Origin of the sequence: Psychromonas algicola (assembly GCF_004378355.1) — a bacterium.
Lineage (GTDB): Bacteria > Pseudomonadota > Gammaproteobacteria > Enterobacterales > Psychromonadaceae > Psychromonas.
In genome coordinates this window covers 1-15777 of the sequence record NZ_SNUB01000025.1, presented here as the reverse complement: position 1 = coordinate 15777, position 15777 = coordinate 1, and the positions used below count along the sequence as shown (strand labels likewise).

Genomic DNA, 15777 nt, shown 5'->3' with positions numbered 1-15777 from the left:
CTTTACAGAAAATATAAAAATGCTTTCAATAAAATATCGAAAGTTTGAGAAAGACGCACAAAATACACAAAATACACAAAATACACAAAATTTAATTTAATCTAATCTACCCTATTTTTAAACAAATTTCGCTTAAATAATAGGATCATACAAAGCATTACTCATTTAAATCCGAAATTTTTCCCATTAAAACTCCCGTTAACATAACCGATAAACGTTTTATTTTATGGTTAGACAATTGCCTATAATCAAAATAAGGGCAAACAATCACAGCCTTTACAACATCAATAGCAAACTCTTCGTCTAACCAAGTCAATTGCACCTCAAGCCCAAGGTTAACTAATTGTTTAGCATAGGTTCTACCACAAATAATATGCAAGGTTTTAACCTCAACATCATTTGATAATAGACTAAAATTTGGCGAACTGAAAATAAGTGCAGTGCCACTCCCCGCTTGCAACAAATATTGGTCGCGATATTGCTGCCAAGTTGGTGCTAATTTAGAAAAAGAAAAATGCTTTTTATCTAATGCATACAAAAGCTTAGCATAAACATTAAATACTTTACGCCAACCGTTACCGCAAGTTTGACCAATGCGAGTTATTTCACCTTGTTGTAAGCAAGTTAATTGATTTAATGACTGGTATTCTGGCAGGTTAGGTTGATTCGCGATATAAACAGCAATTGTGAATGGCCTATCGCCAAATCCAATAGGGTTTATTGCAGGTTGGACTGTTTGTTTATCCCGCATCCACAGCCCCATGATTGAAATAATGAATCACTTGGTTAGAACTACCTCGCCAAGCTAACCCCGGATCAGCCAGTGCTTGTTCAAATTTACCATCAATCAACACATCAATTAAATCAACAATCTGTTGTTGTTCATTATTCAACTCAGTCAATAAATACCCCGTCCACACCCAAATATCTTTATCAACACATTCGCTTTTAACGCGCTTCACTAATTTCAATACTTCAGCCACATTAGCAGGATGCAACGGATCGCCACCGGACAAGGTTAACCCCTGTTTTTTAATACGTTGATCATTAAGATCTTGAATAATTTGATCAGCAAGCGCATCAGTAAACAACTCCCCCGCACTCGGCGACCAAGTAGATTGGTTGTAGCAACCCTTGCAGTTATGAATGCAACCAGAAACGAATAAAGTACAACGTGTCCCTTCGCCGTTGAGGACATCAATTGGGTAATATTTTGAATAGTTCATAAGTAAGACTTAATAATTAGTTTGTTAATGACCAGTGCCAGTTTCATAAAGGTGATCAATACAGTAGGCACTATCTTTAACTTGTTTATGTTCACAGCCAGAAAACATACACTCTTGCTCTGTTATTCCACCGCGATCTTGTACTATTTTTTCTTTTATTAAAGCGTCGCCGACATCTTCCCAGTCATTTAAATCGGGTACTTTAACAGCATATAGTGTTTGATATTTTTCAAACTCACTTACTTTCCATAATTGACCACATTCAGAGCATTCCATTAACTTTTCCCAATTACCGAAATCTAATGCAATAAGTCCATTTTGAAAAGCTTTATGGTTATTTGTAATATCAATTACATTTTCTTGTTCATTACAGTCACACATAACAACTTTTCCATATAAGCTAATACATACCGTTAGCCTTTAATGTACCAACAACTCATTTTAAAGCATTTTAAGTAGTGTGATATTAGCATCCGCTGATATTCGCGTAACAACATACACTTTGGTAGAAGAGTAACTTCCCCCTTCAACACTATTTTCAACAAGCAACAACCAATCTTCTATGCCATCGTTATTGTAATCGCCCTTTGCCATAAGGTTTAAACGCTGAATACTGCCAGAATAATCGTAATAAATAGATTGAGTGTTAGATATCATATTCACTTTTTTTATTTTACTAAAGTCCGCCCAATTAGATGCGGTTTGCATTTTTCTTTCGTCATCATTTGAAATCACCAATCCAAATTGTGCAGGCGCTTGACTTGCAAAGCTTTTATCTAATTTAAACGCGTCAATATAGTATTGACTATAAGGTTTAAAATGCCCTTGTAGTTCCCACATTGAACAAATGCTGGATAACGCGGCGATCAAAGCATATTCGTAAAGTTGAGCTGCGTTATATCCCTGTGCAATGGAAGCTTGAAGCTGTTGGCAGCTAGCAACGGATTTCTTACCCAAAGTCTCATGTTTAAGCTCCGCAGGGTAATCCCACTTTTTAGTTAACACGTTTTGGAAGTCACTTGCAGATGTTAAAACTAACGTCTTATCAAAAAAAGCATCTGATTGATTTTTTCCGTTAAAGTAGGGGTTCGTCTCAGAAGCAAACAGTTGACCAATAGGAATTAACAACAAAGATACTACGAGAGCTTTATAGTTTGATTTGATTGTTTGATACATTTTATTTCCTGATTACTATTTTGACTAGCCATGACCAGTTTAGACATTGCTTATCATTGGCACTTTGGCTGCTCTATTAATGCGATAAACTTTATATAAAGCAAAAATAGACTTTATTTACTAAATGCGGACTTTACTATGGTGAAACCAATCAAACCTAAGATAACGCCAGTACATTTATCAATGTAATACGCTAATTTAGAAAATTTACGGCGAACTTTTTCACGAGATAAAACATAAATAACTGATAGATCCCATAGAAACACAACTGACGTCATCCAAATGCCCAATGCGATTTTAAAACCTAAACTCACATCGTTTGTTAATACCACAGTGAATAAACTTAAGTAGAATAAAAGATTTTTAGGATTCAACATCCCAGACATAAAGCCAGTAAAGAATTCTTTGATAAAGGTTGTTTCTTTTCCAGTTGCCACCTCTGTAGCTGTAATACTTTGATAATCTTCTTTCTTAGCAAGCAAAGCTATTACCGCTAAATAAATCAGAAATAAACCACCCGCTATTTTTAACGCAATCATGATCATCACTGATGTCGCCAATAAAGATCCCACACCAATTAGACAAAGCGTAATATAAAGTGCATTGGCACTAGCAATACCTCCAGCAACCCCAATTGATTTTTTAGGTCCATTATTAATTGCACTTTTAACCACCAGCACAAAATCAGGCCCAGGGCTTAATAGCGCTAGAAAATGTGCAATGGCAACGGTGATGAAGATACTAAAGAGAGCCCAATCCATATTTTTTCCTTTTAAGTTTTTAAATTTATTATATTACAATTCGTCTTCGCTCATCGAGGCAGCTTGATATTTAGTAACAGTGTTTTCGCCCTGTCGGCGACTCTAGTTTTTCTTATCAGAAGAATACTTTTTACCCACAACATGGAAAAAGACTGACCCCGAACCGTTTTTTAATCTGAATAAATAACTACCTTCTTAACGCACCGCTCATACGCGGCGTCCATGCCGCAAAGTTCGCTAGCAACGGGTGAAGGGCTCGCAGAGCTTAGCCCGCTCATGAAACTATGCTGTCGCATAAATCGCTCCATGCCTTAGCTTGCTAAAGGCAGTGATTGATTCAGAAAAACTCCACGGGGAATTATCGTAGCCGTGTTGAGCATCAAACCTTTAATTCATTACTGATATTGTTAAATTCAACGAATAACTATCAAAGACTCTTCTTTATAAATCTTCCATGTTTACCGAAATAGAATAGCAGACAAAGAATTTTCAATAATACCCCATTTTCCTTCAGGGTGACCTATCGGTAATGGGGAGAGCTCATCAGAAGAATAATTAACTCTTAAATTAACAGGAAACTCTTTTATTTCGCCATCAATTAAAATACTCAAAACAGATTGCACACAAGCACTACTCGAATTTTCATTCGTAAAATTTACAATTTTATAGTCAATTAACTCATATTTTAAGTACGTTTCCTTCACTTCACCAGCAGCCTTACCTTTATGTTTGCCATCTAGGTGATACATTAGTGGGACAATTTCTCCCCACCTTTTTTGTTTCCAAAACTATCAAAAAATTTTGTAGTTACGTTAATAACTCCAAAATCATCGGTGAAATTAGCTTCATTGGAACGTTCTTTAAAAGCTGTTAAGTAATGTTCAAATATTTCATTTTTATTTTTTTGATCTGATTGATTTTCAAGTTGTTTTTTCTTATATAATTCATTTTTTTGATCAATGTACCAAGTTCGTAATGTAAATAATATGTTCCAGCATTTTGCGGAAACATGTGAATTTGAAAAATTAACATCTCGACCATGTAAAATACCATTACGATACGGTAAATAGATCTCTTCTAAGTTTGTTTTAGTACGGCTTTTAGTTAGAAAATTTTCTTGGATATAAGTAAATGTTTCTTCGTATTGGGTAATAGAATCCCATACCTTAAGATCAGAGTTTTGCGCAAATAGACCTAAGTTTGCTATATCGTTTGATATACCATCCATAGCAATTAACAAGAGAGGAATAGCCGCTGTGTGATTATTTTGTAAATATAAGTCATGGGCATTTTCTAAAATAGCACTCCTATCATTGAACTCTTCTGCACTAGGTAAATGCAACATGAATAACTCAATTCCTTTAGTGACTCCTTTTATCAGAGTAAGGTTTGCCTTATCTAAATCCCCTTTTTCGGCTAATAATAAAGCATCCTTGCACGTATCAAAGGGTAAATAGTTATTTAATACCCAAGCGTCACCTTTAAATGTAGAGTTAAATTTTTTTACAACATTTATTAATGCAGAGTCTTTCCTAAGATCATCATTCATTAATCCTAATATATCAAATGCATTATAAGCATTTATTAAGTTATCAACTGTCGGGTTATTTGATTTAGTAAAACTCATTAAGGCTCCATTTTTATAATGAAAAGTGGACGTATTTTAATTTAAGAAATAAATTTCACAGTAATGCAATGAACCATTAAATCAAAGAAAAAACATAAAAGACATATCATAATAAAAATAATAAAGCCTAACTCACTCCCGCTACGACAACGCCACCGTTGAGCTTTCCCAAATGATGGATAATTTTCAGCAACAGCAAACAGGACGTTTGCTGTAAGTTCATCCGGCACATGGACGTCGTATGAACTGGTGCGTTTAGAAAGTTCTTCATCATTTGGATCAGAAAGCGATTCGGTGTCAGTCTTTTTGCCTGTTGTGGGTAAAAAGTTTCTTCTGACCAAGAAAAAGTAAAGTCGCCGACAGGGCGAAACACCAAGCAATGAAATATCAAACAGCATCGATGAGCGTAGACGAACCATTTTCAATCAAAATACTTCACAAACAATACTTTTAAAAAATAAATATATTTAAAATCTATATTGGAATTAATTAATAGTTAATAGTCAAACCGTTACGAAGGCGAAACACCAAGTTAATAAACACCAAACTGCCACAATGAGCGCAGACGAACCATTTTTAATCAAGATACTTTGCAAAAAATATTCATTGTACCCACTCAAAAAAGCAAAAAAAAGTTGCTTATCTAAACCAACTGAATTAAAGTTCTTAGCAACACGACCCCTATCGGTTTTATTTTTAATGAACTGCTTAGGGGTTTTTTATTGCCTACGATTTATTACCCTCTAAGCTAAATAATTGTGTCCAATTCTCAGTCACTCCCATACTTTTTAAATCAAGTCCAATATCTCTTAAATCTGGCATTTCTGTCAGCATCAAATTACTAAGCCTTGACCACCACGTTGACGATGGGTTGATTGAATCCATTAAATGTTTAGTAATACAAAGTAATAAAAAAGGGCGTGACTTTAACCTTTGATCTTTAATAAAAGACGCTACCCAAGGCACTTCATTTTTAGAAGGAAGTCTTGGTATTTCAACAATATTTCGATTCCAAAGGCGACTATGATGAGCGCACAAATTGCGAATATAGTTTAAAGATCTTAACCAAGTAGCCAACACGCGACCATTGCTTAACCCAAACTTATTCGCAATTGCATCTTGATCTTTTTCTTCCATTCCACCATACAAGATAGATAATGAACCAAAATCCCAAACTTCACATGTTATCCATATAGGAAGAGATAAACCGTATTTTTTCTTATTATGATCTATAAATTTTTCTCTAGAACGATGAATTAAACCCTCCTGTTTAGTAAGCCAACTTTTGTGGCTAATACCTGAGCGAGCATTAACAAATTTGTCATGAAATAAATCAGGATTACGATAAGCAAAGGGATCTTTTTTACCAAGCAAATTAGCAATTTCAACTCTAAAAGCTATTTCGATACGCTCTAAAGCATCCATAACTAACAGGCGTAATTTTTTATCAAAAACATACAATTGAACAGCTTGCTCAAAAGTTGCACCAGCAATAAATTGATCTATTCTCTCTTTTTCTTTTAACTGTCGAAATGAATACCAATAACCACTTAAACGGTAATAACCAATACGTGAAAGGTAAGAAGTCGCTTTTTCATCATCAACGATTATTAAGCCGCGAGCACGCAACCTAACAATCATATCCTCACATGAAGACCATGGTTTATCATAGAGCATAATTACTTAAGTCCTTGTATTGGTTTACAGGGCGACTTTAAATAAAATAATTATAGACTACAAATGCTTAACCCTGCGTTTCACTTCCTCTTGTTTCCCTTCGTTAAACGGCCTCGCATCTGGACTCCCCAAATACCCACAAACACGTCGTGTTACCGCCACCTTATCTGGATCTGAATTCCCACAACTCGGACACACAAACCCTTTACTCGTACAATCAAATTCCCCAGTAAAACCACATTCATAACATTCATCAATCGGCGTGTTGGTGCCGTAATAAGGAACGCGGGTGTAACTGTAATCCCACACATCTTCCAACGCTTTTAAGTTGTGTTGCATGTTTGGATATTCGCCGTAACAAATAAAGCCACCACTGGCGATAGGTGGATACGCCATTTCAAAATCTAACTTGTCGTAAGGGTTTACCGCTTTCTCAACATCTAAATGGAAAGAGTTGGTGTAATACCCCTTGTCTGTCACGCCTTCCAATACGCCAAACTGTTTTGCATCTAAACGGCAGAAACGGTCACATAGGTTTTCCGAGGGCGTTGAATATAAACTAAAGGCGTAACCTGTTTGCTCTGTCCATTCTTGGGTTGCTTGTTTTAATCGAGCAATAATTTGTAAGGCTTTTTGCTGCTTCATTTCATTATCAAAAATATGTTCGTCTGCGCCATATAATGCGTTGACGGTTTCATGCACGCCGATATAACCCAATGAAATTGAAGCACGCCCATTTTTGAAGATATCAGCCACACAATCATCAGCTTTTAAACGTACTCCGCAGGCTCCTTCCATATATAAAATAGGAGCTACGCTGGCTTTAACTTCACTTAAACGTTCGATACGAGTGTCTAATGCTCGCTTCGCTAGCGCTAAACGTTGTGTAAGTAATTGTTGAAAACGTTCCTCATCACCGTCAGCTTCTAGAGCGATACGAGGTAAGTTAAGACTTACAACGCCTAGATTATTTCGGCCATCGTGAACTAATTCTCCGTTTTCTTCGTATTTGTCTAAGAAGCTTCGACATCCCATTGGGGTTTTAAAGGAACCAGTGACTTCCACTACTTTATGGTAGTTTAAAATATCAGGGTACATGCGTTTTGACGCACAGTTTAAAGCGAGCTGTTTGATATCGTAATTCGCATCTTCTGGTTTATGGTTTAAGCCATCTTTAATCGCAAACACCAGTTTAGGAAAAATAGCGGTTTTACGGTTTTTACCTAGTCCGGCGATACGATTTTTCAGGATAGATTGTTGTACTAAACGCGCTTGCCAATCGGTACCTAAACCAAACCCGAAGGTAACAAATGGCGTTTGGCCATTTGCTGTATGTAAGGTATTGACTTCATATTCAAGAGATTGGAATGCGTTGTAACATTCTTTTTCAGTTTCTTTATTAGCGTAAGCTTGTGCATCTTTGATGCCCCACTCTTGCGCGGTTTTTAAGTGTTTATCAAAGCTTTTAGTGACGTAAGGTGCAAGTATGGTATCGATACCATTAATGGTTGTACCACCATAAATATGGCTGGCGACTTGCGCAATAATTTGTGCTGTAACGGCTGTTGCTGTTGAGATTGATTTTGGCTCTTCAATTTCAGCATTACCCATTTTAAAACCTTGGGTAAACATGCCTTTAATATCAATAAGCATACAGTTAAACATAGGGAAGAATGGTGCGTAATCTAGATCGTGATAATGGATTTCTCCCCTTTCATGTGCACGTACAATATCGCGTGGCAAAATGTGTGATTTTGCGTAATGTTTAGCAACGATCCCAGCTAATAAGTCGCGTTGCGTGGGGATCACTTTGCCATCTTTATTAGCATTTTCATTCAATAGCGAGGCGTTACTTTGCTCTATTAAGCCATCGATTTCACTGTTTAAATGGCTCTTACGTTCTCGCGCGATATCACGGTCATGACGATACTCAATGTAAACGCGAGCGAGTTCGATATAGCCACTTTTCATTAAACAGGCTTCCACTGCGTCTTGAATATGGTGAATATCGACTTCTTCTTGTCCTTTTAAGCGGGATTTAACTTCTTCAGCAATGGCAAATGCATCAACGCCTTTACAACGTGCAGCGCCCGAGGCTTTTAAAATCGCCTCTGCAATACGTAACGTACTAAAAGGAACTTGGCTTCCATCTCGCTTAATAACAACAGGTTTCATACATCACTCCAAAATCACTATAAGACACAATATCTAGTGAGCAAGGACTATATAGAACACAACATATAGATTATTGATGTGAATCAAGTTTACAATAGCGTGCTCAATTAGTGACTGAAAAATGTAAACTAGCTAGAAAATATAAAATAAATTTTGTTATAAAAAGAGGTAAAGCGACGCTTGTTAAAAATACAACTAATTATCATTACTGAAGAAATCACACTTCATTAAGTAAATATTTCGAATTTGTTTATTTATTCAACTAAAAAATCGCTTAATCTCGAAAATAGATACCATTTATACACTGAACTTGAGCGCTTTTATTGTTACAATAAGTTCCTTTTTCTGACATGAAAATACACCTACTCAAGTAGTGGAATTATTATTTATGAGCGACTATTTTTTACTATTTTTCGGCACTGTCTTAGTTAATAACTTTGTGCTAGTTAAGTTTCTAGGCTTATGTCCTTTTATGGGAGTTTCAAATAAAATTGAAACAGCCGTAGGGATGTCACTAGCAACGACTTTTGTATTAACCTTAACAGCAGCACTTTCTTACATAGTTAATACGTATTTGTTAGCGCCGTTAGCACTAGAGTACCTACAAACCTTGAGTTTTATTTTGGTGATTGCCGTGGTGGTACAGTTTACTGAAATGGTGATGCACAAGACCAGCCCGACCTTGTATCGTTTGCTAGGTATCTTTTTACCTCTGATCACAACCAACTGTGCGATTCTTGGTTTAGCGCTGTTAAACTTAACGGAGCAACATAATTTTGCTCAATCTGTTATTTACGGCTTAGGCGCAGGCGTTGGTTTCTCGTTAGTATTGGTTTTATTTTCTTCAATAAGAGAACGTTTAGCGGCTTCTGATGTGCCACTCCCTTTTAAAGGCGCCTCTATTGCAATGATCACAGCAGGTTTAATGTCACTTGCCTTTATGGGTTTTACTGGGTTAATTAAATGAGCGAGAATATTTTCATTGCGATCTTAACCCTTGGCGTTTTAGCACTCATTTTCGGTGCTTTGCTAGGTTATTCGTCGATCAAATTTAAAGTTAAAGAAGATCCGATTGTTGAAGAATTGGATGCGCTTTTACCGCAGACTCAATGTGGTCAATGTGGTTATCCGGGTTGTAAACCTTATGCGAAAGCGATTGCAGAAGGCGATGATATTAATAAATGTCCTCCCGGTGGTGAAGCAGTGATGCTGCAACTTGCTGAACGCATGGGTATTGAACCCAAACAATTAGATGGTGAAGAAAAACCTAAGCTAATTGCTTTTATTCGTGAAGATGAATGTATCGGTTGTACTAAGTGTATTCAAGCTTGCCCTGTGGACGCCATTTTAGGTGCGACTCGTCAGATGCATACCGTGATCACCGATGAATGTACCGGTTGCGAATTATGTGTTGCACCTTGTCCAACGGATTGTATTGATATGTTACCAATTCAAATTACCCCTCAGAATTGGCAGTGGAATTTAGATATGATCCCAACAAAAACTATTTCATCAGACTCCACTTCCCCTCAACCCAACGAGGAGCAGTAATATGAATTCAAAATCGCATTTATTAAGTGACGAAAAATTAGAGCAAATTGCAGCCGGCAATATGTGGGATTTTCATGGTGGCGTTTATCCCATTGAAAATAAACTGCAAAGCAATCAAATTCCAATTTGTGATGCGGGTATTCCCGATCACCTTATTATTGGTATAGAGCAAAAAGGTAATGTACCTGAACTATTAGTAAAAGTCGGTGATACGGTTTTAAAAGGACAACCATTAACTAAAGTTTACGGGCCTTTTGTGGTGCAGCATGCAAGTAGTTCGGGTGTTGTCACAGCTATTGAGCCAAGAACAGATTGCCACCCTTCTGGTTTACCCGTGCTGTCCATTGTGATTGAAACCGATGGTTTAGATAGAATTTATCCTTACCAAGGTTTTACTGATTACCAACAAGAACAACCAGCAACACTCATTAACGCGATTCAAGATGCAGGTATTATTGGTTTAGGTGGTGCAGGTTTTGCGACTCACTTAAAGCTACTTAATCAAGACACTCGTTTATTAATTATTAATGCTATTGAATGTGAGCCTTATATCACTGCCGATGATCGTCTTGTTCAAGAGCATGCAGACGAAATCATTGAAGGCATTCAAATCCTACAGCATATTTTAAAACCTAAAATGACGATTTTTGCCATTGAAGATAATATGCCAGAAGGGATCGAAGCATTTACTAAATCCTTGCAAGCATTACCCGCTGAACAGCGATCAACGATTTTATTAAAAATTGTACCGACGCGTTACCCGTCAGGCAGTGCAAAACAGTTAGTGGAAATATTAACAGGAGAGCAAACACCTATTGGTAAACACTCTTCTGAACTTGGCATCATTATGAATAATGTCGGTACTGCTTTTGCTGTTAAAGAAGCCATTATTAATGGAAAACCTTTAGTCTCACGTATTGTGACTATCACAGGTGAAGCCTTTGCAAGAAAAGGCAATGCAAGTGTACGTATTGGTACGCCAATTCAACATCTACTAGATACTTATTGGTTAAATGCAATACATCAAGGGAAAGGCCAAAAATTGATCATTGGCGGCCCCATGATGGGATTTACAGTGAGCGATAACAATACGCCTGTCACTAAAATTTGTAACTGTATCTTAGCGCCAACCATTCAAGAGTCACCAGAGCCTGAGCCTGAAATGAGCTGTATTCGCTGCAGTGAATGTGCTGAAGCTTGTCCTGTTGAGTTATTACCACAGCAATTACTTTGGTACGCACAAAGTGAAGATCATAAAAAGTTAGAAGCCTATGATTTAAACGCCTGTATTGAATGCGGTGCCTGTGCTTATGTTTGCCCAAGTCATATTCCGCTTGTGGAGTATTACCGTGTTGCCAAAGCACAAATAAAAACAGCAAAAGAAGAAGCCCACAAAGCCGCGATTGCACGAAAACGGCATGAAGATAGAGATTTACGTTTAGAGAAAGAAAAACAACAACGTCAGTTAAAACATAAATTGGCAGCTAAAAAACGTAAACAGCAGATGAAAGAAAATAATAACGGCGAAGACCTTGTTGCTGCTGCATTAGCAAGAGCCAAAGCTAAGAAACTAGCAAATAGCAGTGTTGTAGATACAGAAACTGCAGAGCCAAAACCGAGCACGCCAAACCCACAAGTTGCAGCAGCAATTGCACGAGCAAAAGCGAAAAAATTAGCCGCAGCGAAGGCGACGGAAGAAACAACTGACAGTGAAACGGCAACAAACGATGTTGCTCAAAAATCCGATCCTAAAAAAGCGGCAGTGGCTGCAGCAATCGCTAGAGCAAAAGCGAAGAAATTAGCCGCAGCGAAGGCAACGGAAGAAACAACTGACAGTGAAACGGCAACAAACGATGTTGCTGAAAAACCTGATCCTAAAAAAGCGGCAGTGGCAGCAGCAATCGCTAAGGCTAAAGCGAAAAAATTAGCCGCAGCGAAGGCAACGGAAGAAACAACTGACAGTGAAACGGCAACAAACGATGTTGCTGAAAAGTCCGATCCTAAAAAAGCGGCAGTGGCAGCAATCGCTAAGGCTAAAGCGAAGAAATTAGCAGCAGTCAATACGAACTCAACTGAAACATCTGAGACGGTTGAACAATCTACTCTTAAAAAAGCAGCAAGTGTAAAAGAGCAGTTGGAAGTCGTTGAGCCTGATAATACAGAAGTGATCAAACAAAGAGCACTTCGCAAAGAGCAAGCTCGATTACATAAACAAGCATTAGCAGAAGCACAAGACAAAGCCGTTCAGACGAATACAGAAAAAGTCACAGAGGCTGAACCAGTAGACGATAAAAAAGCCAAAATAGCGGCTGTCATTGCTAAAGCAAAAGCCAAGAAACTGGCACAGAAGGATCAATAAAACCATGGCATTTTTTAATTTTTCTTCACCGCATCAACGTACTAAACGTCGTACACCTGAAATCATGATGCTTGTGGTATTAGCTTTGATACCAGGTGTTTTTGTACACAGCTATTTATTTGGCTTTGCCATTTATGTGCAAATACTGTTAGCTGTCACGACAGCCATTATTACGGAAGCTTGTTTTTTAAAACTACGTAATAAACCAATCTTAATCAGCATTAAAGATTACAGCGCCGTTGTCACTGCTATTTTATTAGCAATATCAATCCCCTCTCTCGCCCCATGGTGGGTGATCGTGATTGGTACTACATTTTCCATTGTTATTGTTAAGCACCTTTACGGTGGTTTAGGTCAAAATATTTTTAATCCTGCAATGGCTGGTTATGTGGTGCTACTTATTTCGTTTCCAGTACAAATGACAGCTTGGTTACCAATTCAATCAATGCAGCTGTTTCCTTTGCAAATTAGCGATGCTTTTAGTTTAATTTTAACCGGAGCCAATATTGACGGTTACAGTGTGACGCAAATTAAAAGCTCTATTGATGGTGTTACCATGGCAACACCATTAGAGATGATTCGTAATGCCTTACATGCTGGTAACACTATTTCAGAAACGCTGACAACACCATTATTTAGCCTTGATTCTTTACAGGGTAGTCAGTGGGTTAACTTAGCTTTCTTATTAGGTGGACTATTCCTACTTAAGCTACGCGTTATTTTATGGCATATACCCGTTGCTTTCATTGCCGGTATTACTGTGTTTTCATTTTTCGCTTTTGCAAGCGATCCTGATATTTATTCATCGCCGCTTTATCATTTGTTTTCCGGTGCGACTATGCTTGGCGCTTTCTTCATTTTAACGGATCCTGTTACTGCAAGTACCACAGTAAAAGGGCGTATAGTTTATGGTTTACTATGCGCCCTATTAGTGATTGTTATTCGTAATTTAGGAGGCTATCCCGATGCTGTCGCTTTTGCGGTATTACTTGCCAACATGTGTGTGCCATTAATTGATTATTATAGTAAACCGAAAGTTTATGGGAGAAATCGCTAATGATGGGTCTTAGTATCAGCCGTAATGCCATGTTATTAGGTCTATTTGCCGTCATTTGTACAGGTGCTATTGCGGTGATTAATTTAGTAACAAAACCTTTGATTTTAAAACAAGAACAGATCGCGCTACAAAATAATATCAATGAGTTGATTACCATTGATCGCTATGACAACAATATTATTGATACCTGTTTTCTTGTTGTTGACGAAAACCTTTTAGGCAACAACACACCTAAGCAGGTATACGTAGCAACCAAAAATGATCAACCAGTCGCAGCCTTAATTCAAACAAGCACACTTAAAGGTTATTCTGGTGAAATCAAATTATTAGTAGGCATTGATAGTCATGGTGAAATTACTGGAGTACGTGTTAATAGCCACACTGAAACACCAGGCTTAGGTGACAAGATACAAACGAATAAATCAGATTGGATTTTGTCATTTGATGGAAAAACTTACCAAGCAGAACAAGACAAAATTTGGGATGTTAAAAAAGACGGTGGTAATTTTGATGCATTTACAGGGGCCACCATTACACCACGCGCAGTGATACATTCAGTCAAAGATGCACTGATTTATTTTCAAAAAAATAAACAGCAATTATTTTCTACGCAGCCTAATTGTGGAGAGCAATAATGACCAAACAAACAGAAAACGAACTAGAAACTATCGCAGAGAATGAGTTATCAGAAGCTGAATTAGCAGAGAGTAAAACTCAAACAGAAGCAAGTATTTACAAAGAGTTAAGCTTACAAGGCTTATGGAAAAATAATCCCGGCATTGTTCAGCTATTGGGTTTATGTCCTTTATTGGCAGTCACCAATACCGTTACCAATGCATTAGGTTTGGGCTTAGCAACTTTATTTGTTGTGGTGGCATCGAATGTACTTATCTCTTTGATTAGACACAATGTAGCGAAAGCGATTCGTATTCCTATTTTTGTGATGATCATTGCGTCATTAGTAAGTTGTATTCAATTATTAATGAATGCTTATACTTATGAGCTTTATTTATCTTTAGGTATTTTTATTCCGCTTATTGTTACTAACTGTATGATCATCGGACGTGCTGAAGCTTTTGCTTCAAAGAATAATGTAAAACATTCTGCTTATGATGGTTTGATGATGGGATTAGGTTTTGCGGCGGTATTAGTTGTACTAGGCGCAGCAAGAGAAATCCTTGCACAAGGTACATTATTTGATGGGATTGAAACCTTGTTGGGAGACTGGGCGAGTTTTATGACCATCACCCTATATCATTCTGAAACGAGTTTTTTATTGGCAGCCCTTCCGCCAGGTGCGTTTATTTTAATGGGATTGATCATCGCACTAAAAAACCAAATTGATAATAAGATAACAAGCAAATGAATAAAGAGAAAAGAATCCAAATATTAACGCGTTTAAGAGATGATAATCCGCATCCTGAAACGGAGTTAAATTTTAGCTCCCCTTTTGAATTATTAGTAGCAGTGACATTATCAGCACAAGCAACCGATGTGAGTGTCAATAAAGCAACGGACAAATTATTCCCCGTTGCCAATACACCACAAGCAATTTATGACTTAGGCGTTGAAGGTTTAAAAACTTATATTAAAACCATTGGGTTATACAACACCAAAGCTGAAAATGTCATTAAAGCTTGTAAGATGATCCTTGATTTGCATGGCGGTGAAGTCCCTGAAAATAGAGAGGCACTTGTTGCTTTACCGGGAGTGGGTAGAAAAACCGCAAATGTTGTTTTAAACACAGCATTTGGTTGGCCAACCATTGCCGTTGATACACATATTTTCCGAGTTTCTAACCGTACTAAACTAGCCATGGGGAAAAATGTAGATGACGTTGAGCAGAAGCTATTAAAAGTGGTACCAGCAGAGTTTAAAGTAGATGTACATCATTGGTTAATATTGCATGGTCGTTATACTTGTGTAGCCAGAAAGCCTCGTTGTGGCTCATGTTTAATTGAAGATTTATGTGAGTTTAAAGAGAAAACCGAATACGACGCTTAATACTTATACGTAAGAATTTAAACATAAAAAAACGAGCTAATTGCTTAATGCCGATCAGTTAAGAAAAATTAGTTGATTTTTAACGTAAGAAGATCAAAATCCTATGACTCAAAAGGTCATGGGATTTTTTTATGGAACTTTCAGAAGCACTCGCTCGCACATCA

17 protein-coding genes are annotated in these 15777 nt (G+C 37.3%); 7 read left to right on the top strand and 10 right to left on the bottom strand.

What is annotated here, in order from left to right; all coding sequences use genetic code 11:
• Positions 1-157 precede the first annotated feature (157 nt).
• The 10 genes from E2R67_RS12155 to nrdD form a co-directional block, all read right to left on the bottom strand.
• Positions 158-751 carry a DUF6942 family protein gene (locus E2R67_RS12155; protein ID WP_134291230.1) on the bottom strand — a complete coding sequence of 198 codons (594 nt, stop codon included), beginning with the start codon at positions 749-751 and terminating at the stop codon, positions 158-160.
• Entirely contained in the window at positions 741-1226 is a 486-nt protein-coding gene (nrdG, locus tag E2R67_RS12150; protein WP_134291229.1) for an anaerobic ribonucleoside-triphosphate reductase-activating protein, read from the bottom strand. Before nrdG ends, E2R67_RS12155 begins: the two co-directional genes overlap by 11 nt.
• 24 nt (positions 1227-1250) lie before the next feature.
• Positions 1251-1607 (bottom strand): metal-binding protein, encoded by a 357-nt coding sequence (locus E2R67_RS12145; RefSeq protein ID WP_134291228.1) that lies wholly within the window; start codon positions 1605-1607, stop codon positions 1251-1253.
• A gap of 60 nt (positions 1608-1667) precedes the next feature.
• Positions 1668-2402, bottom strand: a complete 735-nt coding sequence (locus E2R67_RS12140) for a hypothetical protein (RefSeq protein ID WP_134291227.1) — start codon at positions 2400-2402, stop codon at positions 1668-1670.
• A 113-nt stretch (positions 2403-2515) separates the two neighbouring features.
• Positions 2516-3163: a LysE family translocator gene (locus tag E2R67_RS12135; RefSeq protein ID WP_134291226.1), complete on the bottom strand. Its 648-nt coding sequence runs from the start codon at positions 3161-3163 to the stop codon at positions 2516-2518.
• A 458-nt stretch (positions 3164-3621) separates the two neighbouring features.
• The gene (locus tag E2R67_RS12130; RefSeq protein WP_134291225.1) at positions 3622-3912 is read right to left on the bottom strand and encodes a hypothetical protein; all 291 of its coding nucleotides are present in this window, start codon (positions 3910-3912) and stop codon (positions 3622-3624) included.
• The gene (locus E2R67_RS12125) at positions 3912-4790 is read right to left on the bottom strand and encodes a hypothetical protein (RefSeq protein ID WP_134291224.1); all 879 of its coding nucleotides are present in this window, start codon (positions 4788-4790) and stop codon (positions 3912-3914) included. Before E2R67_RS12125 ends, E2R67_RS12130 begins: the two co-directional genes overlap by 1 nt.
• Before the next feature lie 41 nt (positions 4791-4831).
• A complete protein-coding gene (locus E2R67_RS12120) occupies positions 4832-5215 on the bottom strand; it encodes a hypothetical protein (RefSeq protein WP_134291223.1) in 384 nt (127 codons plus the stop codon).
• A 301-nt stretch (positions 5216-5516) separates the two neighbouring features.
• Positions 5517-6467, bottom strand: coding sequence for an Abi family protein (locus E2R67_RS12115; RefSeq protein ID WP_134291222.1), 951 nt, complete (start codon positions 6465-6467; stop codon positions 5517-5519).
• A 57-nt stretch (positions 6468-6524) separates the two neighbouring features.
• Positions 6525-8642 (bottom strand): anaerobic ribonucleoside-triphosphate reductase, encoded by a 2118-nt coding sequence (gene nrdD, locus E2R67_RS12110; protein ID WP_134291221.1) that lies wholly within the window; start codon positions 8640-8642, stop codon positions 6525-6527.
• Between the two features lie 388 nt (positions 8643-9030).
• On the opposite strand from nrdD, the gene rsxA reads away from it, so the two are divergent.
• From rsxA to nth, 7 genes are read left to right on the top strand one after another with little or no spacing between them, the layout of a single operon-like run.
• Positions 9031-9609 carry an electron transport complex subunit RsxA gene (gene rsxA / locus E2R67_RS12105; protein ID WP_134291220.1) on the top strand — a complete coding sequence of 193 codons (579 nt, stop codon included), beginning with the start codon at positions 9031-9033 and terminating at the stop codon, positions 9607-9609.
• The gene (rsxB, locus tag E2R67_RS12100; protein ID WP_134291219.1) at positions 9606-10193 is read left to right on the top strand and encodes an electron transport complex subunit RsxB; all 588 of its coding nucleotides are present in this window, start codon (positions 9606-9608) and stop codon (positions 10191-10193) included. The genes rsxA and rsxB overlap by 4 nt, the downstream gene beginning before the upstream one ends.
• A gap of 1 nt (position 10194) precedes the next feature.
• Entirely contained in the window at positions 10195-12552 is a 2358-nt protein-coding gene (gene rsxC, locus E2R67_RS12095) for an electron transport complex subunit RsxC (RefSeq protein ID WP_134291218.1), read from the top strand.
• A 4-nt stretch (positions 12553-12556) separates the two neighbouring features.
• A complete protein-coding gene (gene rsxD / locus E2R67_RS12090; RefSeq protein ID WP_134291217.1) occupies positions 12557-13609 on the top strand; it encodes an electron transport complex subunit RsxD in 1053 nt (350 codons plus the stop codon).
• Positions 13609-14244, top strand: a complete 636-nt coding sequence (gene rsxG, locus E2R67_RS12085) for an electron transport complex subunit RsxG (protein WP_347876784.1) — start codon at positions 13609-13611, stop codon at positions 14242-14244. Before rsxD ends, rsxG begins: the two co-directional genes overlap by 1 nt.
• Positions 14244-14975: an electron transport complex subunit E gene (locus E2R67_RS12080; protein ID WP_134291216.1), complete on the top strand. Its 732-nt coding sequence runs from the start codon at positions 14244-14246 to the stop codon at positions 14973-14975. The genes rsxG and E2R67_RS12080 overlap by 1 nt, the downstream gene beginning before the upstream one ends.
• Positions 14972-15613: an endonuclease III gene (gene nth, locus E2R67_RS12075; protein ID WP_134291215.1), complete on the top strand. Its 642-nt coding sequence runs from the start codon at positions 14972-14974 to the stop codon at positions 15611-15613. The genes E2R67_RS12080 and nth overlap by 4 nt, the downstream gene beginning before the upstream one ends.
• Positions 15614-15777 lie beyond the last annotated feature (164 nt).

Bases quoted from the DNA above. Each gene is read 5' to 3' on its own strand.
- rsxA (WP_134291220.1), top strand. From the start codon at position 9,031: ATGAGCGACTATTTTTTACTATTTTTCGGCACTGTCTTAGTTAATAAC.
- nrdG (WP_134291229.1), bottom strand. From the start codon at position 1,226: ATGAACTATTCAAAATATTACCCAATTGATGTCCTCAACGGCGAAGGG.
- E2R67_RS12115 (WP_134291222.1), bottom strand. From the start codon at position 6,467: ATGCTCTATGATAAACCATGGTCTTCATGTGAGGATATGATTGTTAGG.
- E2R67_RS12155 (WP_134291230.1), bottom strand. From the start codon at position 751: ATGCGGGATAAACAAACAGTCCAACCTGCAATAAACCCTATTGGATTT.
- rsxD (WP_134291217.1), top strand. From the start codon at position 12,557: ATGGCATTTTTTAATTTTTCTTCACCGCATCAACGTACTAAACGTCGT.
- E2R67_RS12135 (WP_134291226.1), bottom strand. From the start codon at position 3,163: ATGGATTGGGCTCTCTTTAGTATCTTCATCACCGTTGCCATTGCACAT.
- E2R67_RS12080 (WP_134291216.1), top strand. From the start codon at position 14,244: ATGACCAAACAAACAGAAAACGAACTAGAAACTATCGCAGAGAATGAG.
- E2R67_RS12125 (WP_134291224.1), bottom strand. From the start codon at position 4,790: ATGAGTTTTACTAAATCAAATAACCCGACAGTTGATAACTTAATAAAT.
- nth (WP_134291215.1), top strand. From the start codon at position 14,972: ATGAATAAAGAGAAAAGAATCCAAATATTAACGCGTTTAAGAGATGAT.
- rsxG (WP_347876784.1), top strand. From the start codon at position 13,609: ATGATGGGTCTTAGTATCAGCCGTAATGCCATGTTATTAGGTCTATTT.
- rsxC (WP_134291218.1), top strand. From the start codon at position 10,195: ATGAATTCAAAATCGCATTTATTAAGTGACGAAAAATTAGAGCAAATT.
- E2R67_RS12145 (WP_134291228.1), bottom strand. From the start codon at position 1,607: ATGTGTGACTGTAATGAACAAGAAAATGTAATTGATATTACAAATAAC.
- E2R67_RS12140 (WP_134291227.1), bottom strand. From the start codon at position 2,402: ATGTATCAAACAATCAAATCAAACTATAAAGCTCTCGTAGTATCTTTG.
- rsxB (WP_134291219.1), top strand. From the start codon at position 9,606: ATGAGCGAGAATATTTTCATTGCGATCTTAACCCTTGGCGTTTTAGCA.
- nrdD (WP_134291221.1), bottom strand. From the start codon at position 8,642: ATGAAACCTGTTGTTATTAAGCGAGATGGAAGCCAAGTTCCTTTTAGT.
- E2R67_RS12130 (WP_134291225.1), bottom strand. From the start codon at position 3,912: ATGTATCACCTAGATGGCAAACATAAAGGTAAGGCTGCTGGTGAAGTG.